This is a genomic window from Paraburkholderia sp. (assembly GCF_050742655.1).
In the GTDB taxonomy this organism is placed as follows: Bacteria; Pseudomonadota; Gammaproteobacteria; order Burkholderiales; family Burkholderiaceae; genus Paraburkholderia.
On record NZ_JBOIGG010000009.1, the window covers coordinates 35021 to 59874 of the forward strand.

Below are 24854 nucleotides of genomic sequence, written 5' to 3' on the forward strand. Positions count from 1 at the left end.
ATACATAAAAACATTTTTCATATCTGAAATAAGATCGGTGTTTTCCCCACTGGTCCGAACGGCTCGCCGGAGCCGCGCCGGGCTCTACAATCCCGGCATCGCTGCGATATTTGCAGCCACCGTCAAGGGAGTCACGTTGGACACCACGCGCTATTCGGCACCCGCGCTCGAAAAAGGGCTCGACATCATCGAACTGCTGGCCGGCCATCCGGAAGGTCTGTCGCTCGTCGAGCTCGCGCGTGCGCTCGGCCGCACGACCGCCGAAATCTTCCGGATGGTCGTCACGCTGCAGACGCGCGGCTATCTGGTCGCGCTCGGCGAGCGCTATGCACTGTCGCTGCTGCTGTTCCAGCTCGCACATCGGCATCAGCCGGTGCGCTCGCTCGTATCGACCGCGCTGCCGTTGATGACGCAGCTCGCGAACGACGTGAAGCAGTCGTTCCATCTATGCGTCTATCAGGCGGGTCGTGTGCTGATCGTCGCGGGCGTCGAGAGCCCGGAGCGTTGGGGGTTTTCGCTGAAGGTCGGCACGCTGATCGGCATGACCGATACCGCGTCGGGTCAGGTGCTGATGGCGTTCCAGGAGGACGCGGAGCGCCTGCGGATGCTCGCGCTGCACGTACCCGTCGACGGCGAGGAAGCCATCGACGAAACCTCGCTCGCGCATGATCTCGCGCAGATCCGCCAGCGCGGTTTCGCGCGGATGCAGAGCCGTCAGGTGAAGGGTGTGCGCAATCTCGCGTACCCGGTGTTCGGTCGCGACGGCCACGCGATTGCGACGCTGACCACGCCGTACATCGAGCGCATCGACAATGCGCCGGTGCCGTCGATCGCGGAAGTCGGCGTGCGGATGAAGGAAGCGGCTGGCACGCTCACGTCGCTGATGGGGCTTAATGTGTACTGGGAAAATAACAGCGGCAGCGACGCGGACTGATCACCTGGACGCACCGCCGGCAAGATCCGCGCGGACATGTCAAACTGGCCAGGCCTCTGTCGCGATCCGGCCTCACCGACTCACCGACCGCGCCGGATCTCCCAGTCAATCGCTCTTCGAGCGGCCCGCAGGTAAAGGAACCCAGACATGAACGGCAAACCAGTCAAGCAGCCCGGCCCCGATCATCCGATCACGATCGAGCGAAATCCCGCGCGCATCGTCGTGTCGGTCGACGGACGCGTCGTCGCCGATACGACGCACGCGCTGACACTGCGCGAATCGACTTACCCCGCGGTGCAGTACATCCCGCGCGAGGACGTCGACATGGCGCAGCTCGTGCACACCGATCATTCGACGTATTGTCCATACAAGGGCGACTGCTCGTACTACAGCATCGCGGCGGCTGGCGAGCGCGGCGTCAACGCGGTGTGGACGTATGAAACGCCGTACGAAGCCGTGGCCGGGATCGCGGGTCACGTCGCGTTCTATTCGAACCGCGTGGACATGAGCGAAGAACGGACCTGACGCGGGTAGCGTTGTCGTTCAGATAGTCTCTGCGACGGGTTTTGCAGGTCCGTGCATCGGTTATGCTCGTGCCTCATTCGCCCATTATCTTGTTCGTCGCCGGGGACCCGCCATGCCGCTTCGCCTGCCGCCTCTTTCGTCGCTGCGTTTTTTCGAAGCTGCGGGAAGGCACGGGAGTTTCAAGCTCGCCGCGGCCGAGCTGAACGTCACACCGAGTGCGGTCAGCCATGGCATCGTCGGACTCGAACAGGCGCTCGGCGTCGAACTGTTCGTGCGTGAGACGCGCGGACTGTCGCTGACGCCGGCCGGGGCCGACTATCTGCTGTACGTGTCGGAAGCGTTTTCGCTGATCGCGACGGGCACGCAACGTCTGCCGACTCACCACACGCGCAGCGCAATTGCGCTCAGTTGCGCACCGACGCTCGCATCGCGCTGGCTGCTGCCGCGCCTGCCGCGTTTTCGCAGCCGCTGGCCCGACGTCGACGTAACGATCGACACGTCGCGCCGTCAGGTCGGTTTCCCCGTCGACGGTTTTGACTTCGCAATCCGCTTGAGCCGCGTGCCGGTCGCCGGCAATGCATGGACGCGGCTGTTCGGCGAACGGCTCGTGCCGGTGTGCAGTCCCGCGTACCGCGACGCACTCGCCGACGACACCGGTGCCGTCGACCTGCGACGCGCGACGCTGATTCACGTGAACACCGCGAGCGAAGACTGGCAGGCATGGCTCGACGAACCAGTACAGCGGGGATCAACGTCGAGGGCGGACTGCGCTTCGACACGATCCAGCTCGCGCTCGAAGCCGCGGTAATGGGCCTCGGCGTCGCGCTTGGCAGGCGACCGCTCGTCGATCGCGATCTCGCGACCAACGCGCTTATTGAAGCGAGCCCGCACACGATCACCGCCGCGACCGTCTACTGGCTCGTCAGTGCGGACCATACGACGCAGCGCCCGGACCTGCTCGGCTTCCGTCAATGGCTGCTGGAAGAAGCCGAGCATTTCGAGGACGATCCTGCGACACACACCGCTCAGGACCAGACGGAACCAGACGACAGGTGAGCCACGCTCATCTGTCCGCGAAAACTTTTCCTTTGTCGTGCCATCGGGTCGCTGCCAGTATCGATCGCGGAGGATCGAACGATGGCGACAACGACAGGCGGACACACGATGTCCGCACACTACCGGACCGCACTCTGCGTCGCGGCCGCGGCCCTTATCCTGAGCGCCGCGATGGGCATCCGGCAAACCTTCGGACTCTTCGTCGGGCCGTTCTCGTATGACCGCGGCATTCCCGTTACGCTGATCGCGTTCGCGATCGCGATACACAACCTCGTATGGGGCTTCGCGCAGCCGTTCGCCGGCGCGGCCGCGGACCGCTACGGCTGCGCACGCGTGGTCGCGTTTGGTGCCGTCGCGGTCGCGGGCGGCCTCGCGCTCGCGGCGCTTGCACCGTCGGGCGCGATGCTGGTCGTGGGGCTCGGGTTGCTGGTCGGCGTCGGCATCAGCTGTACGAGCTTCGGGGTCGTGCTGACAGCGGTCGGGCGCGCCGCTTCGGCGGAAAAACGCAGCATGGCGATGGGCATCGCGAGCGCGGGTGGCTCGCTCGGTCAGGTGCTGATGATCCCGCTGTCGCAGAGTATCCGGCTCACGTGGGGGATCTCGGCGTCGCTGCTGGCGCTGGCAGTGCTGATGCTCGCGGCCGCGCCGTTCGGCGTCGCACTCGAGCGTCGCGGGGCGAATCATGCGACCGCGGCCGAAGCGCCGGCCGTCCCTTTGCGCCGCACGCTCGCGCTCGCGTTTCAGCATCGCGGCTATCGGCTCATCACGATCGGCTTCTTCGCGTGCGGCTTCCAGCTCGCGTTCATCGCGACCTACCTGCCCGGCTATCTGTACTTGTGCCACATGCCGTCCGGTCTCGGCGCAACCGCGCTGATGCTGATCGGTCTGTTCAACATGGCGGGTAGCTGGGCGTGCGGCTGGCTCGGTGGACGCTTCCGTCAGCAGCATGTGCTCGGCTGGCTGTATCTGATTCGCGGCGTGACGATCGGCGCGTTCTTCCTGCTGCCGAAAACGTCCTCGTCGGTTGTCGTGTTCGCGGCCGTGATGGGACTGACGTGGCTTGGCACCGTGCCGCTCACGAGTGGATTCGTCGCGAAGGTGTTCGGCACGCGTCACCTCGGCACGCTGTTCGGGGTGTGCTTCCTGAGTCATCAGGCCGGTTCGTTTCTCGGCGCGTGGCTGGGCGGCTTCGTGTTCGATACGACCGGTTCGTATTCGCTGCTGTGGGGCGCGACGGCCGCGGCCGGGCTACTCGCGGCGCTGCTGCATTTTCCGATCGACGACACGTCGGCGGGTACGCCTGCGTTGCTTGACGCAACCGCACGCGCCTGATGACGGGAGCGTGACCTGCACAGCGTGGAAGTCGCAACATTGCGACCCGTCGGTCAGATGGCACCACTCGGCCGATACCCATCCGTATCCACACAGCACACCAACACCTCCGCATCGTCCTGACCGAGGCTCAAGTAAACATGCCCAACCGAACTATCGAAATACAAACTATCGCCGGGCATCAATTTAAACGACTTGCCGTTTTCAAACCGCAATCCGAGTTTGCCACCCAGCACGAAGACGAACTCCTCGCCTGAATGCCGGATGTACTCCGGGAAGTCCGACACGGCGCGTGCATGAATGTGTGCGCGCATCGGCACCATCCGCTTGCCGGTCAGGTTGTTGGCGAGCATGCCGTACTCGTAGTTCGGGGTGTCGTAGATATCCTGTTTGCCGTTGGCCGTAAAGGACGGTTTAAGCGCGCCCGCTGCCCGCTTGCGACGTCGTCCGAAGATCGCGTCGAACTCCAGTTCAAGCGAGTGCGCCAGTGCTGCAAACTTGTCATAGGTCAGCGCAATATCGCCGCGCTCGGCCTTCGAGATCGTCGATACGGCAATGCCCGAACGCTCGGACAACTCTGCCAGCGTTAGTCCACGTGCCTTGCGCGCCTGCCGCAAATGGCTGCCCACCCGTGTGTGGTCGAGCGCGGGCGGTGCCTCGTGCGCATCGTGCGTATTGTGCATATCTGCGATCCGATCTTTCATCACCGCTTTGGCCATCTCGCTCACTTCAAGGGTAATTTTTCTCATATACGAGAATTTATTTTTTCTCGTATATGATAACTCACGCCGATTCCACCTTTCCTGTGGGAACCCTATCGTGTCTGCTCTTGCACTCAATCAGTCCGGTCTGACGAAAACCAACGTCATCACCGCCACGACGATCGGTACGGCGCTCGAATTCTACGACTTCACGATCTACAGTTTCTTCGCGATCCAGATCGGACAGTTATTCTTTCCAGCCGCTTCGCCGGTGAATCAGTTCCTGCTGTCGATCGGCGTATTCGGCGTGGGTTTCGTGGTGCGGCCGCTCGGCGGCATCGTGATCGGCGCGTACGCGGACCGCGTCGGGCGCAAGAAGGCGATGGTTCTCACCATCATGCTGATGGCGCTAAGCTGCGCGATGATCGCCTGCGCGCCGACCTATGCCGTTGCCGGACTCGCTGCGCCGTTGATCGTACTGGCCGCGCGCCTGATCCAGGGTTTCGCGGCGGGTGGCGAATTCGGCCCCGGCACCACCCTGCTGGTCGAATACGCGACCGACAACACACGCGCCTTCTTCGCCAGCTGGAACTTCGCGGCCACGGCAGCCGGCCTCGTGCTTGGCGCGCTCGTCGCCACGTTGATCAACGTCACGCTATCCAGGCAAGCGATACTCGAATGGGGCTGGCGTATTCCGTTCCTGCTCGGCATCGTTGCCGCGCCGGCCGGCATGCTGATCCGCAGGCGGCTCGAAGAAACGCTCACCGAACGCAAGCCCGGCGAAGCGCCACCGCGCGGCGCATTGAAAGAAGCGCTGACCACGCATCTGAATCTGACCATTCTCGGCACCTTTGCCGAACTGGGCGGCTCGGTGTCCGTCTACATTACGGCGTTTTTTCTGCCGAGCCATGCGGTGCGCGTACTGCATCTCTCGTCCACGGCAGCCGTCACGTCCGGCATTGTCAGCTCGCTCATGCTGTTCGTCGCGGCGCCGCTGGCAGGCATGCTCGCGGATCGCTTCAGCCGCAAGCGTGTGCTGGTCATTTCGCGTGTCGTCATGCTACTGCTTGTCTATCCCGCATTCGCATTTCTCAGCGCACATCCGTCGACGACCGCGCTGTGCATCGTCTCCGCCGTACTCGCCGTGTTCGTCGCCGGGCAGGTCGTTCCGGTACTCGTGATGATCCCGGAACTCTTTCCGAAACATGTCCGAGCGACCGGTATCGCGCTGACCTACGTGGTGAGCGCATCGTTCTTCGGTGGCTTCTCACCGTTTATCGCGAGCTGGCTGGTCGCGCAAACCGGCAACCCGCTCGCGCCGGCCTGGTATGTGGCCGCCGCGTGTACGATCTCGCTGGTGCCGGTACTCTGGCTAAAAGACCGTACCGGCGAAACGCTCGCCTGATGAATCGAGGATGCAATGAGTCACGAACATGAACTGGTCGGCCGCAGCGCCGTTGAACTGCGTCGGATGATCGGCGGGAAAGAGATTTCGCCTGTCGAATTGCTCGACGCCTGCATAGCGCGCATCGAAGCGATCAACCCTGCGGTGAACGCGCTGTCCGCGACGGATTTTCCGGCCGCCAGAGCCGCCGCGAAGCGCGCCGAAAAGCAGGTGCTCGACGGCGAAGCGCTCGGGCTGCTGCACGGCTTGCCGCTCGGCGTCAAGGACCTCGAAGATACCGCCGGTCTTCTGACGACCTACGGCACGCCGATGTCGCGCGGCAACGTGCCCACGCATGACTCGGTGCTGGTGGAACGCCTGCGTGCCGCCGGTGCGATCGTTACCGCGAAGACCAACGTGCCGGAACTCGGCGCGGGCGCGAACACGCGCAATCCGGTGTGGGGCGCAACGGGCAATCCGTTCAATACGGCGTTGAATGCGGGCGGCTCGTCGGGCGGCTCGGCGGTTGCGCTCGCGTGCGACATGCTGCCGGTCTGCACCGGCTCCGACACCGGCGGATCGCTGCGCATTCCCGCGTCGAAATGCGGCGTGGTGGGCTTTCGTCCGACGCCGGGCCTCGTGCCGAACTCGCGCAAGCTGCTCGGCTGGGCGCCGATCTCCGTGGTCGGACCGATGGGCCGCACGGTTGCCGAGGCCTGCCTGCAGCTGGCCGCCACTGCGGGAATCTCCGCGGGCGATCCGCTTGGCTTTCGCGTCGATCCGCTGAGCTTCGCGCGGCCCGACGAGATCGACCTCGGTTCGCTGCGAGTCGGCTGGACCGAGGACTTCGGCAGTTGCGACGTCGACGACGACATCCGCAAGGTGTTCCGCGAACGCATTGCACTGATCGCGCCGTCGTTCCGCTCGTGTGAGCAGGTGAACTTCGATCTTGGCGACGTGCACCGATGCTTCGACGTCATCCGTGCCGAGAGCTTCGTCGCCGGTCTGCATGATGCCTATGCGCGCGACCCGAACCAGCTCGGACCGAACACGCGCGCGAACTACGAACTGGGCGCAAGCATGAGCCTTGTCGACAGCGCCTGGGCGCACGCCGAGCAAACCCGCATCTTCAAGCGCTTTCAGCGCGCGTTCGAGCAGTACGACGTGATTCTCTCGCCAACCACGCCGGTTTCGCCGTTTCCCTGGCAACAACTGTACGCGGCGCAAATCAACGGACGCGAGCAGGACAACTACTATCGATGGCTCGCGCTGACCTACGTCATCACCCTGACGACGCATCCAGCCTTGTCGTTGCCCTGCGGTGTCGATCATGCGGGCATGCCATTCGGCTTGCAGATCGTCGGTCCGTTTCATGGCGACCGCAAGACGCTCGCGGTCGCGCATGCGATGGAACAGGTGTTCGACCAATCGCCGGTATTGAGCCGCCCGCGGCCCGATCTGTCGAAGCTCACGCAGGCGGACCCGTCGCTGAAGTCGATCGTGACTGCGCCGCCTCTTTTCAACCAGTCTGGCCCGAATGGCACCAGCATTTCAATGGTCTAACACCATGTCAAACCCGATCGAACGTCTGCAAACGAATGCGCGCATGAGCCAGGTAGTTATCGCCAACGGTGTCGTGTATCTCGCCGGCCAGGTGCCCGACACGGCGAACGCGTCCGTGACCGAACAGGCAAACGAAATCCTCGCGCGTATCGACACGCTGCTCGAAGCGGCAGGCGTCGACCGTACGCGCCTGCTGTCGGCGAATATCTGGTTGAGCGATCCGAAGCACTTCGCGGAATTTAATGCTGTCTGGGACGCATGGGTGCCTGCGGGTCATGCGCCGACCCGCGCCTGCGTACAGGCACTGCTCATGAAGCCGGGTTGCGATGTCGAAGTCGCGGTGACGGCGCTCCTGGTGTAATCGACGGTCTGCGAGTTCATGAGCATGATGAAATTCGATACCGTTGTACTGGGTGCGGGCATCGTCGGGGTGTGCGTCGCCGTCCATCTGCAGAAACGCGGCTACCAGGTCGCGCTGGTCGATCGCAAGCTGCCCGGAAACGAGACGTCGTTTGGCAACGCGGGGTTGATCCAGCGCGAGGGGGTGTACCCGTATGCGTTTCCGCGCGAACTCGGCAGGTTGATGCGATACGCGCGTAACCAGTCGCTGGACATTCGATATCACGCCAATGCGATGCTCGAGGCCGCGCCGTTTCTGTGGCAATACTGGCGCAACTCTCATCCGCTGAAACATGCGGCAATCGCGAGGTCCTACTCGACGCTGATCGAACATTGCGTGAGCGAGCACCGTGCGCTAGCCGCCGATGCCGGCGCGAGCGCGTTATTGCGCCCGACCGGCTGGATGAGGGTGTTCCGCACTGAAGCCGTTCGTGACCGGGAAACGCAACTGGCTGAGCGGTGGCGTCGGGAATACGGCGTCGAATTCGAATCGCTCGACGCGGCGCGTCTGCAACAGAGCGAGCCTGATCTCGACCGCGGTCTGATCGGCGCGTTGCACTACACGGCAGCCGATTCCGTCAACGATCCGAACGCGCTTGTCATGGCCTACGCAAAATACTTCGAGCAGCTGGGCGGGCGTTTTTTCATCGGCGATGCGAATACGTTGCGCGATCATTGGCAGGTGGATACGTCGGCGGGCACGATCGAGGCTGCGTCGGCGGTGGTCGCGTTGGGTCCATGGTCGGATGAGGCGAGTGCGCGGCTGGGCTATCGCCTGCGGCTCGGTGCCAAGCGCGGGTATCACATGCACTATGGCTCGCGGCTGGGAGCGCGTCTGAATCATCCGGTTCTCGATGTCGAAAACGGTTACTTGCTGGCGCCGATGGCCAAAGGTATCCGTCTAACGACAGGCGCTGAAATCGCGCGGCGCGACGCGCCGAAGACGCCCAACCAGCTCGCCGCCGTCGAACCGGTTGCTCGCACGCTGTTCCCGTTGACCGATCGCCTGGACGCCGAACCGTGGATGGGCCGCCGCCCGTGTACGTCCGACATGATGCCGATCATCGGACCGGCGGGAAAGCATAAGGATCTGTGGTTCGCGTTTGGTCATGCGCATCACGGGCTGACGTTGGGCCCCGTCACTGGACGGCTGATCGCAGAGATGATGACCGGCGAGGAGACTTTGGTGGACGCCGGACCCTTCAGAGTGGATCGGTTTAAACGGTGATCGGGATGCATCCCTGTCGCCAGGTCTTACAACCGTCTCGACGCGAACATGGTCGTGCTCTACAGCCTCGCCGAAGCCGCTCGTGAAGCCGGCATCGCGTCGCCGCTGTTCGACGTCTGCTACGCGCTCTACGGCAAGACGCTTGCGCTCGGTCACGGCGACGAGGACATGGCCGCGGTACTGACCGCGATCGAGGCACGCACGGCCGCGTTGTCGTCGCGCGGAGAGACACACTAGAGCGTGTGACCGCGGGTTGCGCTCACAACCCCGACGGCGCCCCGCGTGGACCGGTCACGCACTGGAAGCTGCTCGCGGATCGACGATCTCCGGTGCCGTTGTACTGCGGGTAGGCGGGATAAACGCACACGGGCCGTTCGAAGGCCACGCCGGAAGCCGGAGTATCGTTGACATACTTCGTCGACACGAAAGATTGCGGCGCGACGCCCTGCTCCACCCACGACTGCAACGCGCTCACGACATCCCGGCTACTGTCGATCTGCACCGGCGGCACTGAACCGCCGATCGAATTCGCACCCGGCCCGCCGCCGCAGTGATCCATTCCCGGCACCATCACGAGCCGGTAGAAATTCTGCGTCTGCGCGAGCCCGCCCTGCTGCTGCACGACGTTTTCGAAGTACTCGATCGGCAGTGTCTGCGCGTTGAGCGAATCCGACCAGCCCTGCGTCATGATCAATTTCCCGCCCCGCTTCTGGAACGAAGACAGATCGGGACTCGTCGCGTTGATCGACGGCGTCAGTTTTGCGTCGACCAGATCGGCGTCCGCGCCGAAGTCGAATGACGTCCAGTCCCAGTTGGGGTTGTCGAAGACGGCATTGGCCAACAGCGGTTGCGCGTAATTCGGCACGAGCGCGCCCTGGATCGACGTCCATTGACGTTCGCTTCCGTAGGCGAAGCCGGGGTATAGCTGCTTCCCATTGCGCGAATCGAGCACCGCTGAATAGAGGCGCTGCGCCTGACTGATCTGCGCCGAACTCAGGCACGTGCCGGGATCCTGGCCGCTTTTGCATTGCAGCGGCGTGATATCGACGCTGCACGTCAGCGGGTTAGCCAGAAATCCGTCCTGCGTGGCCGTCGTGCCGCCGCAGCTTGCCAGTACGGTGTCGTTCAGCAGCGCGAGTGCCGCTGGCGTCAACAGCGATGCCGGCTGCTTTGCCGGCAGCAATGCCCCCCACAGAAAACTTTCCATCAAATGGCTATAGGCCATACCCGGCGACCCGGCGTGCACGCCATCGTAGTCGTTGGGGTAATACTCGACCTCCTCCATCGCCTCGGCACCGCCCGTCGAGCACCCTTCGTAATACGAGTGCCCGACGTCATGCCCGTAGTACGTGCGAATGATGTCTTTGGCTGCAAGCGTCATCCAATGAATCGACGTATGCCCCCAGTCGCTCAATTGCACCGGATCGCTCGCCCACGCGAGACGCTGACCGATCGCGCCGGAAGTGCCGCCGACGTGCCCCGTGTCGGTGGCCGCCGCTACGAAACCTCGCGCCACCGCCGGCGTGAGTTCTTGATAGAAAATCGAGCCGCCGAAGCCTCCCGAGCCGACGCCTAGCAAGCGGCCATTCCAGCCGGTTTGCGGCAGCCAGACTTCGATGCCGATGTGCTCGCCCGGTTGGGTGCTGACCGTGGCGACGACGCGGCAGGTGGGCGCGGCGAGCGTGCCGGACGTGCCCGTGATCGCCTTGAGATCGGTGCCGGCGGGAATGATCGTTGCGGCGGTCACCGTGGTATTGGCTATCGATGCCTGCAACAACGCGGCGCAGTCCGGCGTCCCGGCGTTGATCGTAGTGCCGCCGCCGGAACACCCCAGCAGCGCTGCGGATAGCATCGCCATCACGACCCACACTACAGCGCGGAAAAGCGGTGAAGCAACGATGCGCGGTAGAGCGAACGAACGACGGCGCGACGATCGATTCGCAAACGGAATCGCGTGCAGAAGTGACGACATGGTTGTCTCCGGCTTGTTGTACTTTGTGCGGAGTAAGCGTAGGAGCGCGATGTCGATCCAACAATTGAAATGATTTGATCGCAGCCATTACGGATGCTGATAGATCGGCGGCACGCGATCTCTCCACACCCCCAACGTTTGCGCCACTGCGCGCCACCGCACAGTCCAGTCCCTGCTGCCACCGTAGAGTGCAATCCGGCGCCCGCTTGCGCCGCTTAACGCGGGAATGCCCCGCGACGACCGGGATTTTCGTCATGGAGATGCATTCGTCCTCCGCACACATCAAGGGCTTCAACGGACTCCGCGCACTGGCCGTGACGCTGGTGTTCCTCGACCACAAGGCGCGCATTCACGCGTTCAACCTTTCCGATCTCGGCGTGTGGATGTTCTTCGTGCTGAGCGGCTATCTGATCATCGGCGAGCTGCACCGGCAACGCTGCAGGATCGAAGCGTCCAGTGGGGACAGCAGCGTGCGTGCGCAGATGCGCGTGTTCTTCACGAAACGCGCATTGCGGATCTTTCCGGTCTACTACGCGGTGCTCTGCGTGCTGCTCGTGCTGCAGCACTTCTATCGTCACGCGGGCCCCGATCTCGGTTTCGCGTACCACTTCACGTATCTGTCGAACGTTTGGATCGGGCTCGTCACCGGGCATTGGGTCGGACCGTTCGGCGTATTCTGGTCGCTCGCGGTCGAGCAACAGTTCTATCTCGTCGCGCCGTTCGTGTTTCTGCTGACGCCGTCGCGACTGCATCCGCTCGTCTGCATCGCGGCGATCGTCGCGGGCGGCATCGCGCACGTCGCGATGTACGCGACGCACGTCGACGACATCACGATCTACGTGCTGTCGCCGTGGAATTTCTCGATCCTCGCGATTGGCGGCCTGGGCTATATGCTGTCGACGATGCCGGGGCTGAGGCGTGTTGTTGAGCGTGTGCTAAAGGGTCCACCGATGCTGGCGGTCGGCGTCGCGGGCATCGTGTTCTTCGCGGCGAGCGCGCAATGGCTCGGCGCACACGATCCCGGCCGTAACGCATGGTTCGATTTCGCGCTGACGTTCTCGGTCGCGCTCGTCGTGCTGTGGATCGTGCACAACCAGTCGAGTCTCGTCGCGGCCGCGCTGGAGCTACGACTGCTCGCGTACTTCGGCACGATCAGCTACGGCTTCTATCTGATGCACAACTTCATCCCGAATCCGCTCGGCCCCGCGCTCGCGATCTACGGCGGGCTGCACGTGTCACCGACACTTGTCGAAACGCTCGGCGTGCTGCTCGACTTCGCGTTTTCCGTGCTCGCGGCGGGACTGTCGTGGCGATTTCTCGAGTCGCCGGTCATGGCGCTGCGCAAGCGCATCACGAGTCGACGTGAGAGTTGGCCGGATCCGGCAAAAATCCGTCAGATCTCGACCTGAATCGCACGCCTCAGGGCGCCTCGCTCAACGCCTCTTTCAGTTTCACGAGAAACCGCTCGACGATGGTCGGCAGGCGGCGATCCTTCATCGTCGTCACCTGCACCTGGCGCTGCTGCAACAACGGCTCGTCGATCTCCTTCGCGACCAGCGAAGCCTCGTTCTGCATGCCCTTCAACGCGATGCGGCTCCCCAGCGTGATCGCACCGGTGAGCGCGACGAAGTGATGCATCGCGCTGGAGTTGTTGCCGGTCAACAAGGGTTCGAGATGGCGGCCGCGCACCGAGCAGCACCAGTCGATCAACTGGCGCACCGTCGTCCCGCGTTCGAGCACGGCAACCGGGTAGGCGAGCAGATCGTCGAGCGTCAGCCGCTCTTTGCCCGCGAGCGGATGATTGGGACGCAGCAGTGCGCAGACCGGCGCGCTGTCGGTGAATTCGACGCTGACGGCCGTCGACGTCGCAGTGGAGAACGAGACACCGAGATCGACATCGCCGATCTCTACCCAATGCTCGACCTGGGCCGGTATGCCCGAGCGCAGCACGAAGCGGGTCAGCGGCTGTTCGGCATGGAAGGCGGCGAGCAAAGCCGGCAGAAAATAACGCGTGAATCCCTCCGTGCAGCCGATCCGCACGACGCCGCCGCCCAGCGCATGCGCCGCCGAAATATCGGCGAGCACGCTGTCCGCCTCCATCAGCGCGCGCCGCGCATGCTGGGCGAGCAACTCGCCGGATTCGGTCAGCACCATGCCGCGCGGCAGGCGCTCGAAGAGCGGTGTGCCGACCTCCTGTTCGAGCTTGACGATCTGCCGGCTCAGCGCCGACACCGCGACGTGCAGATTCTCCGACGCCGCAGCAAGTGAGCCCGTCCGGGCGACTTCGACGAAATAGCGCAACGCGATGCCGTGCAACATGAATTGCCCCGTCGATACGTTGACGCGTTGCCATTTCGGCAACGCGATCCGCAAAGATTGAAATTGTCGCGAATTATTGGCCTTTCTAGACTGGTCCGCAACCCTACAGCAACCCTGCCACCAGGCTGGAGAGACCACCGTGACCGCAAGCCAGAACACCCGCGCAGCAGCAATCGATGCGGCGTTTCGCGTCTTCGACTCGGGCACGCTGCTCGAGCAGCTAACGCGCCGCGTCGCGTGCCGGACCGAGAGTCAGAATCCCTCCCGCGCGGATGCGCTGCATGCGTATCTGACCGACGAGATCGCTCCGGCGCTTCGGCCGCTCGGTTTCACGACGCGGCTCGTCGCGAACCCCGACCCGACAGGCGGCCCGCTGTTGATCGCCGAACGCCACGAAGGCGCGGAACTGCCGACGGTCCTCACCTACGGCCACGGCGACGTCGTGCGCGGCTACGACGACCATTGGCGCGCCGGGCTCAAGCCGTGGGACATCGTCGTGGAAGGCGACCGCTGGTACGGCCGTGGCACCGCCGACAACAAGGGCCAGCACTCGATCAACTTCGCCGCCCTGGCAGCCGTGCTGGATGCGCGCGGTGGCCGGCTCGGCTACAACGTGAAAGTGCTCTTCGAAACCGGCGAGGAAGTCAGCTCGCCGGGTCTGCATGCGGTCTGCAAAGCGGACAAGCAGGCGCTCGCCGCCGACCTGTTTCTCGCGAGCGACGGCCCGCGCGTATCCGCCGAACGACCGACGCTGTTTCTCGGTTCGCGCGGCGCCGTGCTGTTCGAACTGTCCGTCGATCTGCGCGACGGTGGCCATCATTCGGGCAACTGGGGCGGCGTGCTGCGCAATCCGGCCGTGGTGCTGGCACACGCGATCGCGAGTCTCGTCGATCGCAACGGGCGCATCGTCGTCGATGGGTTGCGGCCCCCTCCCGTTTCCGCCGCGGTTCGTCGCGCGCTGGCCGATATCGAACTCGGCCGCGACGAGCAATCGCCCGCGATCGATCCTGCCTGGGGCGAACCGGGCCTGACGCCGACCGAACGCGTGATCGCGTGGAACGCGCTCGAGGTGCTGGCGTTCAAGTCGGGCAATGCGGACGCGCCGGTCAATGCGATTCCGCCATCGGCGAAAGCGGCGTGCCAGTTGCGTTTTGTCGTCGGTACCGATTGGGAGAAGACTGCGAATCATCTCGAAGCGCACTTCGCGCGGCTCGGATTCGACGAGGTGCGCGTCACGGTGTCGGCGGGCAGTGCCGCGACGCGGCTCGATCTCGACGACCCGTGGGTGGACTGGGCGCTCGCTTCGATGCGCGCGACCACCGGCAAGGAGCCGGCGCTGCTGCCGAATCTCGGCGGAACCGTGCCGAACGACGCCTTTGCAGGCACGCTGAACCTGCCCACGCTGTGGGTGCCGCACTCGTACCCCGCGTGCTCGCAGCATGCGCCGAACGAGCATCTGCTCGGCTCGGTCGCACGCGAGGCGCTCGGCGTGATGGCGGGCCTGTGGTGGGACCTCGGCGACTCGGCTGCGGGCATCGTGGCGGCGCGTTCAGCACGTGCGGCACGCGCGGTTAGTGCGGTTAGTGCGGTTAGTGCGGTTAGTGCGGTTAGTGCGGTTAGTGCGGTTAGTGCGGTTAGTGCCGCGGCATCGAACGACTAGGCGACATCATGCAAAAGCGACCCCTCAGCCTCACCCGGATCGTCCTCGCAACCTCGGTCGGCAACGCGCTCGAATGGTTCGATATCGTGATCTACGGTTTCTTCGCGATCTATATCGCGAAGAACTTCTTCCCGACCGCCGACGACACTGCGTCGTTGCTGCTTACGTTCGGTTCATTCGGCGCGTCGTATCTGGTGCGGCCGCTCGGCGGCATGGTGCTCGGCGCCTATGCGGACAAGCACGGCCGCAAGGCTGCGCTCGTGCTGAGCGTCGCGCTGATGATGGTCGGCACCGCGATCATCGCCGTGATTCCGACCTACGCGACGATCGGTCTCGCGGCACCGCTCGGCGTGTTTGCCGCGCGGCTGATCCAGGGGTTCTCGGCGGGCGGCGAGTTCGGCGCATCGACGGCGATGCTGATCGAGCATGCGCCGCATCGGCGCGGTTTTATCGCCAGTTGGCAGTTCACGACTCAAGGCTTCGCGACGCTGCTCGCGTCCGGGTCGGGCTATGTGCTGGCGAGGCTGTTGTCGCCGCACGATCTGGCCGCGTGGGGCTGGCGCATCCCGTTCTTCTTCGGCCTGCTGATCGGCCCCGCCGGCCTGTATCTGCGCCGCTTCCTCGAGGACGCGGCGGATTTCAGCGAGGCGACCCACACCGCAACGCCGATACGCGACGTGTTCGCGACGCAGAAATGGATGCTCGCCGCAGCGATCGGCTCGCTGACCGTATCGACGTCCATGAGCTATCTGCTGCAGTATGTGCCAACCTGGTCGATCCGCGAACTGCATCTCGATGCCTCGACCGGCTTCGCAGCAAGTACCTTCGCCGGTCTCGTGCTGACGCTCGTGACACCGCTCGCCGGTCATCTGTCCGATCGTATCGGCCGGCTGAAGCAGATGTCGATTACCGCAGTGCTGTGTCTTGCCACGGCCTACCCGGCGTTTTCGTATGTGGTCGGCCATGTGTCGGTCGTCGGGCTGTTCGTGCTGGTCGGCTGGCTTGCGCTGCTGAAGTCGATTTACTTCGGCGCATTGCCTGCGCTGATGGCCGAACTCTTTCCGGTCGCGACGCGCGCGACGGGCATGTCGATCGGCTACAACATCGGCGTGACCGTGTTCGGTGGATTCACGCCCGCGATTACCGTATGGCTGCTGAGCGTAACCGGCAATCGCAGTGCACCAGGCCTCTACCTGATGTTCACGGCATCGGTGAGCCTCGTCACGCTCGCGGGCGTCGCACGAAGCTACGCTCGACGTCGCCGTGGCGTCTCTGCTTCGCTGCACAAAGACCAGGTCGAAGCGACCAGTATGGTTAGGTGATTTACTTCAAACACGCCAAAAATCCCCCCAAACAGATGTAACAGTCTGATGGCTGTGCTTTAATGATTGCGCCGGATGCGTCGCGCTACATGCATTTCGGATAGTCAATAAATAGGATGGCGAATTGTTAAAATAAAATCGCCGCGCCATCCTTTTTATATTCAAACAGCAGCCTATGCAACGGGTCGATCGGACACACCTGGTGAAACCCGGTTGCCTCCGTTCGCCCGAATCGGTCATTGCGTGTCAGCGTATCTGCGTCCAGACCGCCGGCGTCCGGAATGCATGGGAACCAACATAAAAAATCGACAATGCCAATTCAGAGGAACTTAACATGGGTATGAAACTACGTTTACTTGTGGCTGCTGCGATAGCAATGACGACTTCGCTTGCAATCGCTGCCCCGGCATCCAGTGCGGCTGCCACCACCTCGTCCGATCCGTTCTATATCTACACAGGGAGTACACCGCTGTCGTCGATTCCACTGGGCACGGTGCTCAAGACCCGGAACGTGACTTATCACCTCGCTGGGATTCCGACACCGGTCATCGCCCAGCAACTGCTTTACCGCACGAATAATGCGCAGAATCAGCCCGTCGTCAATGTGACCTCGGTCATCCAGAGTCCAGCCAGCAACGGCCAGGCCATCTCGTACCAGTCGGCTTACGATTCTCTGAACCCTTTCGATGAGCCGTCACGTGTGATTGCCGGGGACCGGGACATCACAAAGATCATCAATCTGGGTACGTTTATCTACAGCGCTGAATCGGTTCCGCTCGCCCTGCTGGTCTCGCTGGGATACAACATTATCGTGCCCGATACCGAAGGCCAGACTGCCGACTTTCCGGTCGGTCCGGAAGAAGGCATGACCACTCTCGACTCGATTCGCGCCGTGCTCAATACCCCGGGCACCGGTCTGAATCCTTCAAGCAAGGTGGCATTGATTGGCTACTCCGGTGGAGCGATTGGCACGGACTGGGCCGCACAGCTCGCTCCGACCTACGCACCCGATGTCAACAAACAGCTCGTGGGCGCCGCCGAGGGGGGCGTACTCGTCGATCCGATTCACAACCTGAGCTACGTCAATGGCAGTCTTGTCTGGGGCGGCGTTGCGCCGGCGGCGATCTCCGGTTTGACGAAGGCCTACGGTATCGACCCGACACCGTATCTCACCAGCCAGGGCGTGTCGGTGTTCAACGATATTCAGGATCAGTCGCTGGCCTATATCCTGCCGAAGTACCTTGGGTTGCAGTGGGGTACGCTGTTCAAGCCGCAGTATGCGAGCGATCTCAATAGCGTCCCGGCGCTGGTGGACGCCATGAACAAGGTCGATGCCGGACTGGTCGGGTCGCCGACGATCCCGATGTATATCAGTCAGGGTACCCTGGGCATCCTGAATGGCACCGTTAGCCCGCAAACGGGCGATGGCGTGATGCTTGCCGGCGATGTGCGCGCCCTGGCGCAAAAATTCTGCGCTAGCGGCATACCTGTCCAGTACAACGAAACCCCCACCGAACATGCCGCTACCGCTGCAGTATGGGCAGTCGGGATGTTGCCGTGGCTGTACGATCGCTTCGCAGGGAAAGACGCGCCAAGCAACTGCTGGTTGACTAACCTCCTGCCGAGCAACTCGCTCGCAGCCCAGACGGTTCACTAGTTTCCGCCTGCGTTCTGCACTCCCTCTGGAGATCTGCCGCCTATACACGGCAGGTCTCTGTCATTGCTGCTATGCAGGGTGATCAGGACAAGGTCGGCGCGCCTGAAAACCGGCGAGGCCTGCGTTTGCCTCAACCCACCGGCCAACCCGCCGGTCACCCCGCCTGCGGCACGAACGCGCTCTGCCGGATGTCCTCGCCGCGCGCGACGATCGCCGTCGCTTCCGGCACTTCCTCCCACACACCGGGCAGATCGACGAGCGGCTCGGACAGCACGAGGTACGCGTCGTCGCCAACCGCCTTGATGCGCGGATCGTCCGGATAAAGTTCGTGCAGATGGCGAAACGACGTGCTGTGGAACAGCGAGCGCGAGTCGCGTTCGCTCGAATAGCGAACCGCGACGATCTGCTCGCCGTCCATCGCGCACACGGTCATGTTCAGCGGATGCTCGATGCCGTAGCGCCGCCCGGTTTCCTCGACGAATCCAACCATCCGTTCGAGCGCGGCGACCGGATCGTGTTCGAGCCCGAACGTCAGCGCGAGGAAGAACATCAGTTCCGAATCGGTCGACCCTTCCATGCCCATGAACAGATCCGGTGCGACCGCCATCATCAGGTCGCGCCGTACCGCCGGGAAATTGCGGATCGAGCCGTTGTGCACGAACAGCCAGTGACCGTGACGGAACGGATGGCAGTTGGTTTCCTGTACCGGGGTGTCGGTGGCCGCGCGAATGTGCGCGACGAAGCGCCCGGCGCGCACCGCGCGTGCCGCCTCGCGCAGATTACGGTCGCTCCATGCGGGCTGCACGCAGCGGTAGCGGAATGGAGGATCGGTCGGATGACCGTACCAGCCGACACCGAAGCCGTCGCCGTTGGTCGTCGTCGCACCGAGACGCGCGTGCAGACTCTGGTCGATCAGCGAATGCTGCGCGCGGAACAGCACGGTTTCGAGCTGGATCGGGTTACCCGTGTAGGCAAGCCAGCGGCACATGGTGGGGTCTCCGTTCGGTTGTGTGGCGTTTGATCAACGCTCAATTGGCGGCATGCGCGCCCGCGAGCGGCGCGAGAAATTCCGACACGCCGGTCAGGATGATCTGCACGCCGATGCACAGCAGCAGGAACGCCGACACGCGCAACGCGACCTTGGTCCCTTCGGCGCCGAGGTAGCGCGCGAAGACTTCCGCGCGGCTGTACGTCAGGTAGATCGCGATCACGACGAGCACGCTGATCGTCAGCGACGCGATCGCCGACATCAGGAACTCGGACAGCTTGTGCGTGCGGTTCGCGTTCAGTGCGATCGCAGTCGCGATCGTGCCGGGGCCCGTGGTGAGCGGAATGGTCAGCGGAAAGAACGCTCGCGATTTCGCTTCGTCGGGGCTGACCGGCTTGACCGCTTCCTCGTTAGGCCGGCGATCCGGCGCGTTGAGCATCGTCCAGCCGCTGACCGCGACTGCAAGCCCGCCGCCGATGCGCAGCGCCTCCATCGAAATCCCGAAGAAATGCAGGATCGGCGTGCCGACGAAGAACGCGACCAGCAGCACGAAAAACGCGTTGATCGACACGCGTTTCGCGAGCGCAGTGCGCTCCGCGCTGTCGAGCGATTCAGTGCGGTCGAGAAAGACGAACGCGACGCCCACCGGATTGATGATGCTGATGAGCCCGGTGAAGCCGAACAGGATGTCGGAAACGAGACTGTCGATCATGGCGGTGTCGGGTTCGTATTGTTCGTATCGTTTGTATCGGCTGGCTGTCGCGTGGTCGGAGCCGGCCGGTTTTTTTCTTGCGTCGCAGCACGATGCGCAGCGCGATCGGCGACCAGTGTAACCGCAACGCCCCGCGAAAATCACGTACGCGAGCGGTGCGGCGCTTGCCGCACGCGCACATCGCAGCACCGTCTTTCAACCGCCCTGCGTATTTTTGACAACCTTTACGGCGTTGAGTTATCCGGCATACAGTCGGGACCGAAGCTCCACTGTTCCACCACGCGTTCAACCGCTTCGAGGAGTCGTCCCATGTTCCTTCGTGTGCTCGCCGTGCTGCCGTTCATCGGCATCCTGCTCGGCGTTCCGTTCGTCAACCGTGTCGAGCCGCTGGTGCTCGGCATGCCGCTCGTGCTTGCGTGGATCGTGTTGTGGGTCGTGCTGAGCGCGGCGATCATGGCGCTCGTCCACCGGCTCGATCCGGTGAACCGCGCGTCCGTCGACGACACCCCGGAGGTTCGTTCATGAGCAGCGCACTCGTCCTGATCGCCGCCGTCACGCTGTTCGCGCTGTATCTCGGCGTGCGGGCGCGCCGCGGCCACGACATGAACCTCGAGCAGTGGGCGGTCGGCGGCCGCAGTTTCGGCACCGCGTTCGTGTTCCTGCTGATGGCGGGCGAAATCTATACGACCTTCACGTTCCTCGGCGGCAGCGGTTTCGCGTATGGCAAGGGGGCACCGGTCTACTACATCCTCGCGTATGGGACGCTCGCGTACATTCTGTCGTACTGGATGCTGCCGCCCATATGGCGCTACGCGAAAGCGCAGCGGCTCGTGTCGCAGTCGCACTTCTTCATGCGCAAGTACGACAGCCCCGCGCTCGGCGTACTGGTCGCGGTGGTCGGCGTCGCCGCCCTGATCCCCTACCTCGTGCTGCAGCTGAAGGGCCTTGGCATCATCGTCGCGACCGCGTCGTATGGCGTGATCTCGTCGAGCGCGGCGGTGTGGATCGGTGCCGCCGTCGTCACGACCTACGTGATCGTATCGGGCGTGCGCGGCTCCGCGTGGAACTCCGTCGTGAAAGACACGCTGATTCTCGGGATCGTGCTGTTCCTCGGCATCTATCTGCCGATCCACTATTACGGCGGCCTGTCCGACATGTTCCGCGCGATCGACGTCGCGCGGCCCGGCTTCCTGACCTTCCCCGCGAAGGGCTCGAGTGTGGTCTGGTTCCAGTCGACGGTGCTGCTCACCGCGCTCGGCTTCTTCATGTGGCCGCATACGTTCGGCTCGATCTTCACCGCGAAGAGCGAGAGCGTATTCCGGCGCAACGCGGCAATCCTGCCGCTCTACCAGTTGATCCTGCTGTTCGTATTTTTCGTCGGCTTCGCGGCGACGCTGAAGGTGCCCGGCCTGAAAGGCGGTGACATCGACCTGTCGCTGTTCCGTCTGTCGATCCAGACTTTCGACCCGTGGTTCGTCGGCGTGATCGGCGCGGCCGGCATACTGACCGCGCTCGTGCCCGGCTCGATGATTCTCACGTCGGCATCGACGCTGCTCGCCAACGACGTCTATCGCGGCGGGCTGCAACGGCAGGCCTCCGATGCGGCGGTGACCCGGCTCGCACGCCTGCTGGTGCCGGTGGTTGCGCTGGTCGCGGTCGCGTTCACGCTGCACGGCGGCGAGACCATCGTGGCGCTGCTGCTGATGGGCTACAGCTTCGTCACGCAGCTGTTCCCCGCGCTGATCTGCAGCCTCGCGCCCCGCAACCGCGCGACAAAGCAAGGGGCGTTCTGCGGAATCGTCGCCGGTGTGGCGGTGGTCTCGGTAACGACGCTGATGCACCTGAGCGTCGCCCAGTTGCTGCCGTTCCTGCCCGACACGCTGAAGGACGTGAACATCGGCTTCCTCGCGCTCGCGGTGAACGTGATCGTGTTCGCGGTCGTCAGCGCGATGACGCAGCCGCATGCGCAGCCTGGCGAAACGTCTGCGCAGACACCGGTGCGCTAGTCAAGCACACATCACGCGCACATGACGGAAGCGGCAGGACGCCGCTTCCGCGTCCTTTCCGGCTAACGGTCGGTGTGCCCGCTGCGCGTGCCCTTCTTCGCATACAGCGTCGACTCGCCGAAGGTCTCGGCACCCAGCACACGTCCCACCAGAATCAGTGCGGTCCGTTCGATATCGGTCGCGCGCACCTTCACGACGATGTCCGCGAGCGTGCCCGTCACGCGTTCCTCGTCGGGCCAGCTCGCGCGATAGACGATCGCCACCGGGCACGTGGCACCGTAGTGCGGCATCAGTTCGTCGACGATCGTCGCGAGATGGCGCACGCCGAGATGGATCGCCATCGTCGCCCGATGCCGTGCGAGATCGCCGAGCTGTTCGCCCGGCGGCATTGTCGTCTTGCTCGCGAAGCGCGTGAGGATCACCGTCTGCGAAACGTCCGGCAGTGTCAGCTCGCGGCCCAGCGCGGCAGCGCTCGCCGCGGTCGCCGTGACGCCCGGCACGATCTCGTACGCGATGCCGAGTTCGGCTAGCCGCCGCATCTGTTCGCCGATTGCACCGTACAGTGACGGGTCACCCGAATGCACGCGAGCGACGTCGTGTCCATCGTGGTGCGCCTGCGCGAGCAGCGCGACGATCTCGTCGAGATCGAGGTCGGCGGTGTTCACGATGCGTTGAGCCGAATTGCCTTCGAGTACCGCAGCCGGCACCAGCGACCCTGCGTAGAGAATCACCGGACAACTGCGCACCAGGCGCTGCCCCTTCACCGTGATCAGTTCGGGGTCGCCCGGCCCCGCGCCGACAAAAAACACCGTCATGCCATGCTCCGTTATGAGAAAGGATGAATGGGCACGCGTGCAGCCGGTGGCGCGCCGCGAACGCGCGTCAGCCGGAATCGTGCAGTGCGTGCAGCAGCGCGGCGTCGCTGTCGAATGCGCAGTCCGCCTCGGGCAGCACGGGACGATTCAACATCAGCACCGGCAAGCCCCGCTCGCGCGCGACATCGAGCTTCGCGACCGTCGCGCTGCCGCCGCTATTCTTGCTGATAACGACATCGACTGCATGCACATCGAACAATGCACGCTCACCTTCGTGCGTGAACGGACCACGCGCGTCGAGTACACGCGCACGTGGTGCACCCGGATGTGCATCCAGGCAACGGATCAGCCATTGCTGATGCGACGGAATATCGTCGAGATGCGCGAGCGGTTCGCGCCCGAGCGTGAAGAGCGGCCGCGAGAACGGCGCGAGCAGCGTCGTGAGGCCGTGCCAGTCGTCGGCGAGGCGCCAGTCGTCGCCGGGCTGTGGCCGCCATGCCGCACGGCGCAGTGCCCAGTACGGCACGCCGGCGATGCGGCTCGCCACCGCTGCGTTCGCACTGATCCGCGCGGCGTACGGATGCGTCGCGTCGACCAGCAGGCCGATCCGCTCGTCGATCAGGTAGCGCGCAAGACCGTCGATGCCGCCGAAGCCACCGACGCGCACCGAGCACGCGAGATCGCCGGGCACCTTGCCGAGTCCGGCGAGGCTGTACACATGCGGCGCGTCGAGCGTGCGGGCGATACGTAGCGCGTCGCCGGTGCCGCCGAGCAGCAGGATGCGCATCATCGATCGGCGGGCTTGCGGCAATCGAGCAGCGTGACCGGCAGCGCCGGACGCCATGCGTCGAAGCCGCCGAGCGGCTGTGCGGCCGAGAGCGCGATGCGCGTCAGCGTGCCGCCGCAGCGTTCGCGCCACGCGACCAGCGTCGCTTCGCCCTGCACCGTCACCGCATTCGCGACGAGCCGGCCGCCCGGACGCAGCGCGGCCCAGCACGCGTCGAGCACGCCGGGCGCAGTCATGCCGCCGCCGATGAAGATCGCGTCCGGCATGGGGAGCGACGCGAGCGCGTCGGGCGCGGTGCCCGCGATCAACTGCAGGCCCGGCACGCCGAGTGCGTCGCGGTTGTGCGCGATAAACGCCTGACGCTGCGGATGCGCTTCGATCGCGATCGCGCGGCACGTGCGATGCGCGCGCATCCATTCGATGCCGATCGAGCCCGCGCCCGCGCCGACGTCCCACAGCAGCTCGCCGGGAAGCGGCGCGAGATGCGCGAGCGCGATCGCCCGGATGTCGCGCCTGGTCAGCTGGCCGTCGTTGAGGTAGGCGTCGTCGGGGAGTCCGGGTGTGAGTGGCAGCGACTGCGCGTCGACGCCCGCGCGGCAGTCGAGTGCGACGAGGTTCAGTGCGGCTACGGGTTGTGCTTGCTGCGTATCCACGTGCCATGCGTCGGCGCGCGTATCGATGCGGCGTTCGCGTGGTCCGCCCAGGTGTTCGAAGACGATCATCCGCGTCGCACCGAAGCCGCGTTCGGCGAGCATCGCGGCGAGCGCTGACGGCGCCGCGTCGTCACCGCCCAGCACCAGCAGACGCGCGCCGTCATGCAGATGCGCATGCAGCGCGGCGATTGGCCGGCCCACCAGCGACAGCATCGTCACATCCTGCAGCGGCCAGCCGGTACGCGCAGCCGCGAGCGACAGCGACGACGGCGCGGGCAGCACGCGGAGTTCGTCGGCGGGCAGCGCACGCGCGAGCGTCGCGCCGACGCCGAACAGCATCGGGTCGCCGCTCGCGAGCACGCACACCGGTTCGGGGCGTCGCGCGAGCAGCGGCGCGAGATCGAACGGTTGCGGCCAGGGCTCGCGTTGTGCACGCAGTCGCGCGGGCAGCATCGCAAGATGTCGCTCGCCGCCGATCACCACCGACGCATCGAGCAGTGCGCGCCGTGCCGCACGGCCCAGTCCCGCGAAGCCGTCCTCGCCGATGCCCACCACGGTCAGCCACGCAGGCATCGCACCATCCTCGTCATGTGTGTTTTCCGGTTACGCGCCCGCGTCGAGACGCCGGAGAAAGAAGGCATAATACAGCCTCGCCGGTGCCCTTCGGGGCTGAAAAGGGAACACAGCAACACTGTGGCTGCCCCCGCAACTGTATGCAGCGAGTCCGCGCTCCACACGCCACTGAATCATTCGGGAAGGCACGCGCGGACCACGACCTGCAAGCCAGGAAACCTGCCGGCAACACTGTTCGTGCCAGCCATCGTCGGGCGGGGTGTACCGA

General features: G+C 64.3%; 21 protein-coding genes, 2 pseudogenes and 1 riboswitch. Of the genes and pseudogenes, 15 read left to right on the top strand and 8 right to left on the bottom strand.

All coding sequences use genetic code 11. The features are described 5' to 3' along the window. Positions 1–136 precede the first annotated feature (136 nt). The 4 genes and pseudogenes from ACREXZ_RS14470 (at position 137) to ACREXZ_RS14485 (ending at position 3847) form a co-directional block, all read left to right on the top strand. Complete coding sequence (locus ACREXZ_RS14470) at positions 137–934, top strand: IclR family transcriptional regulator (RefSeq protein ID WP_431764781.1); 798 nt, start codon at positions 137–139, stop codon at positions 932–934. Positions 935–1081: 147 nt separating this feature from the next. Next, positions 1082–1459 (top strand): DUF427 domain-containing protein, encoded by a 378-nt coding sequence (locus ACREXZ_RS14475; protein WP_431764782.1) that lies wholly within the window; start codon positions 1082–1084, stop codon positions 1457–1459. 112 nt (positions 1460–1571) lie between these two features. Then, a pseudogene (locus ACREXZ_RS14480) lies at positions 1572–2515 on the top strand (LysR substrate-binding domain-containing protein). A 108-nt stretch (positions 2516–2623) separates the two neighbouring features. Next, positions 2624–3847 (top strand): MFS transporter, encoded by a 1224-nt coding sequence (locus tag ACREXZ_RS14485; protein WP_431764964.1) that lies wholly within the window; start codon positions 2624–2626, stop codon positions 3845–3847. Positions 3848–3900: 53 nt separating this feature from the next. On the opposite strand, the gene ACREXZ_RS14490 is transcribed toward ACREXZ_RS14485, so the two are convergent. Next, complete coding sequence (locus tag ACREXZ_RS14490; protein ID WP_431764965.1) at positions 3901–4530, bottom strand: helix-turn-helix domain-containing protein; 630 nt, start codon at positions 4528–4530, stop codon at positions 3901–3903. A gap of 136 nt (positions 4531–4666) precedes the next feature. On the opposite strand from ACREXZ_RS14490, the gene ACREXZ_RS14495 reads away from it, so the two are divergent. Genes ACREXZ_RS14495 through ACREXZ_RS14515 form a run of 5 tightly spaced genes read left to right on the top strand, consistent with a single transcriptional unit; the run spans position 4667 to position 9359 of the window. Continuing rightward, positions 4667–5953 (top strand): MFS transporter, encoded by a 1287-nt coding sequence (locus ACREXZ_RS14495; RefSeq protein ID WP_431764783.1) that lies wholly within the window; start codon positions 4667–4669, stop codon positions 5951–5953. A 15-nt stretch (positions 5954–5968) separates the two neighbouring features. Continuing rightward, positions 5969–7495, top strand: a complete 1527-nt coding sequence (locus ACREXZ_RS14500) for an amidase (RefSeq protein ID WP_431764784.1) — start codon at positions 5969–5971, stop codon at positions 7493–7495. Positions 7496–7499: 4 nt separating this feature from the next. Further along, complete coding sequence (locus ACREXZ_RS14505) at positions 7500–7856, top strand: RidA family protein (protein WP_431764785.1); 357 nt, start codon at positions 7500–7502, stop codon at positions 7854–7856. Between the two features lie 27 nt (positions 7857–7883). Further along, positions 7884–9122: an NAD(P)/FAD-dependent oxidoreductase gene (locus ACREXZ_RS14510; protein ID WP_431764966.1), complete on the top strand. Its 1239-nt coding sequence runs from the start codon at positions 7884–7886 to the stop codon at positions 9120–9122. A gap of 48 nt (positions 9123–9170) precedes the next feature. After that, entirely contained in the window at positions 9171–9359 is a 189-nt protein-coding gene (locus ACREXZ_RS14515) for a hypothetical protein (RefSeq protein ID WP_431764786.1), read from the top strand. Positions 9360–9381: 22 nt separating this feature from the next. On the opposite strand, the gene ACREXZ_RS14520 is transcribed toward ACREXZ_RS14515, so the two are convergent. Beyond that, positions 9382–11094, bottom strand: coding sequence for a tannase/feruloyl esterase family alpha/beta hydrolase (locus ACREXZ_RS14520; protein ID WP_431764787.1), 1713 nt, complete (start codon positions 11092–11094; stop codon positions 9382–9384). A gap of 254 nt (positions 11095–11348) precedes the next feature. On the opposite strand from ACREXZ_RS14520, the gene ACREXZ_RS14525 reads away from it, so the two are divergent. Beyond that, the gene (locus ACREXZ_RS14525; protein WP_431764788.1) at positions 11349–12503 is read left to right on the top strand and encodes an acyltransferase family protein; all 1155 of its coding nucleotides are present in this window, start codon (positions 11349–11351) and stop codon (positions 12501–12503) included. Positions 12504–12513: 10 nt separating this feature from the next. Here the strand turns inward: ACREXZ_RS14525 and ACREXZ_RS14530 are convergent, their stop codons facing one another. Continuing rightward, positions 12514–13413 carry a LysR family transcriptional regulator gene (locus ACREXZ_RS14530; protein WP_431764789.1) on the bottom strand — a complete coding sequence of 300 codons (900 nt, stop codon included), beginning with the start codon at positions 13411–13413 and terminating at the stop codon, positions 12514–12516. A gap of 139 nt (positions 13414–13552) precedes the next feature. Here ACREXZ_RS14530 and ACREXZ_RS14535 point away from each other — a divergent pair. The 3 genes and pseudogenes from ACREXZ_RS14535 to ACREXZ_RS14545 form a co-directional block, all read left to right on the top strand. After that, a pseudogene (locus tag ACREXZ_RS14535) lies at positions 13553–14971 on the top strand (M20 family metallopeptidase); the annotation flags it as partial. Positions 14972–15078: 107 nt separating this feature from the next. Next, on the top strand, positions 15079–16395 hold the full coding sequence (locus ACREXZ_RS14540) for an MFS transporter (RefSeq protein ID WP_431764967.1): 1317 nt from the start codon (positions 15079–15081) through the stop codon (positions 16393–16395). 334 nt (positions 16396–16729) lie between these two features. Further along, positions 16730–18052: a lipase family protein gene (locus ACREXZ_RS14545; RefSeq protein ID WP_431764790.1), complete on the top strand. Its 1323-nt coding sequence runs from the start codon at positions 16730–16732 to the stop codon at positions 18050–18052. Positions 18053–18206: 154 nt separating this feature from the next. Here the strand turns inward: ACREXZ_RS14545 and ACREXZ_RS14550 are convergent, their stop codons facing one another. Beyond that, positions 18207–19040 carry a class II glutamine amidotransferase gene (locus tag ACREXZ_RS14550; RefSeq protein WP_431764791.1) on the bottom strand — a complete coding sequence of 278 codons (834 nt, stop codon included), beginning with the start codon at positions 19038–19040 and terminating at the stop codon, positions 18207–18209. A gap of 40 nt (positions 19041–19080) precedes the next feature. After that, positions 19081–19752, bottom strand: coding sequence for a MarC family protein (locus tag ACREXZ_RS14555; RefSeq protein ID WP_431764792.1), 672 nt, complete (start codon positions 19750–19752; stop codon positions 19081–19083). A gap of 309 nt (positions 19753–20061) precedes the next feature. Here ACREXZ_RS14555 and ACREXZ_RS14560 point away from each other — a divergent pair, with 309 nt between their 5' ends. Together ACREXZ_RS14560 and ACREXZ_RS14565 are read left to right on the top strand one after the other, a co-directional pair. Then, on the top strand, positions 20062–20277 hold the full coding sequence (locus ACREXZ_RS14560) for a DUF3311 domain-containing protein (RefSeq protein WP_431764793.1): 216 nt from the start codon (positions 20062–20064) through the stop codon (positions 20275–20277). Further along, the gene (locus ACREXZ_RS14565) at positions 20274–21758 is read left to right on the top strand and encodes a sodium:solute symporter family protein (RefSeq protein ID WP_431764794.1); all 1485 of its coding nucleotides are present in this window, start codon (positions 20274–20276) and stop codon (positions 21756–21758) included. Before ACREXZ_RS14560 ends, ACREXZ_RS14565 begins: the two co-directional genes overlap by 4 nt. 62 nt (positions 21759–21820) lie before the next feature. On the opposite strand, the gene cobM is transcribed toward ACREXZ_RS14565, so the two are convergent. From cobM to cbiE, 3 genes are all read right to left on the bottom strand, one after another. After that, the gene (gene cobM / locus ACREXZ_RS14570; RefSeq protein ID WP_431764795.1) at positions 21821–22573 is read right to left on the bottom strand and encodes a precorrin-4 C(11)-methyltransferase; all 753 of its coding nucleotides are present in this window, start codon (positions 22571–22573) and stop codon (positions 21821–21823) included. A 67-nt stretch (positions 22574–22640) separates the two neighbouring features. Next, positions 22641–23363 (bottom strand): cobalt-precorrin-6A reductase, encoded by a 723-nt coding sequence (locus tag ACREXZ_RS14575; protein ID WP_431764796.1) that lies wholly within the window; start codon positions 23361–23363, stop codon positions 22641–22643. Further along, positions 23360–24586: a precorrin-6y C5,15-methyltransferase (decarboxylating) subunit CbiE gene (gene cbiE, locus ACREXZ_RS14580; RefSeq protein WP_431764797.1), complete on the bottom strand. Its 1227-nt coding sequence runs from the start codon at positions 24584–24586 to the stop codon at positions 23360–23362. The genes ACREXZ_RS14575 and cbiE overlap by 4 nt, the downstream gene beginning before the upstream one ends. A gap of 64 nt (positions 24587–24650) precedes the next feature. Then, positions 24651–24827: riboswitch (cobalamin riboswitch) on the top strand. The last annotated feature ends 27 nt before the right edge of the window (positions 24828–24854 follow it).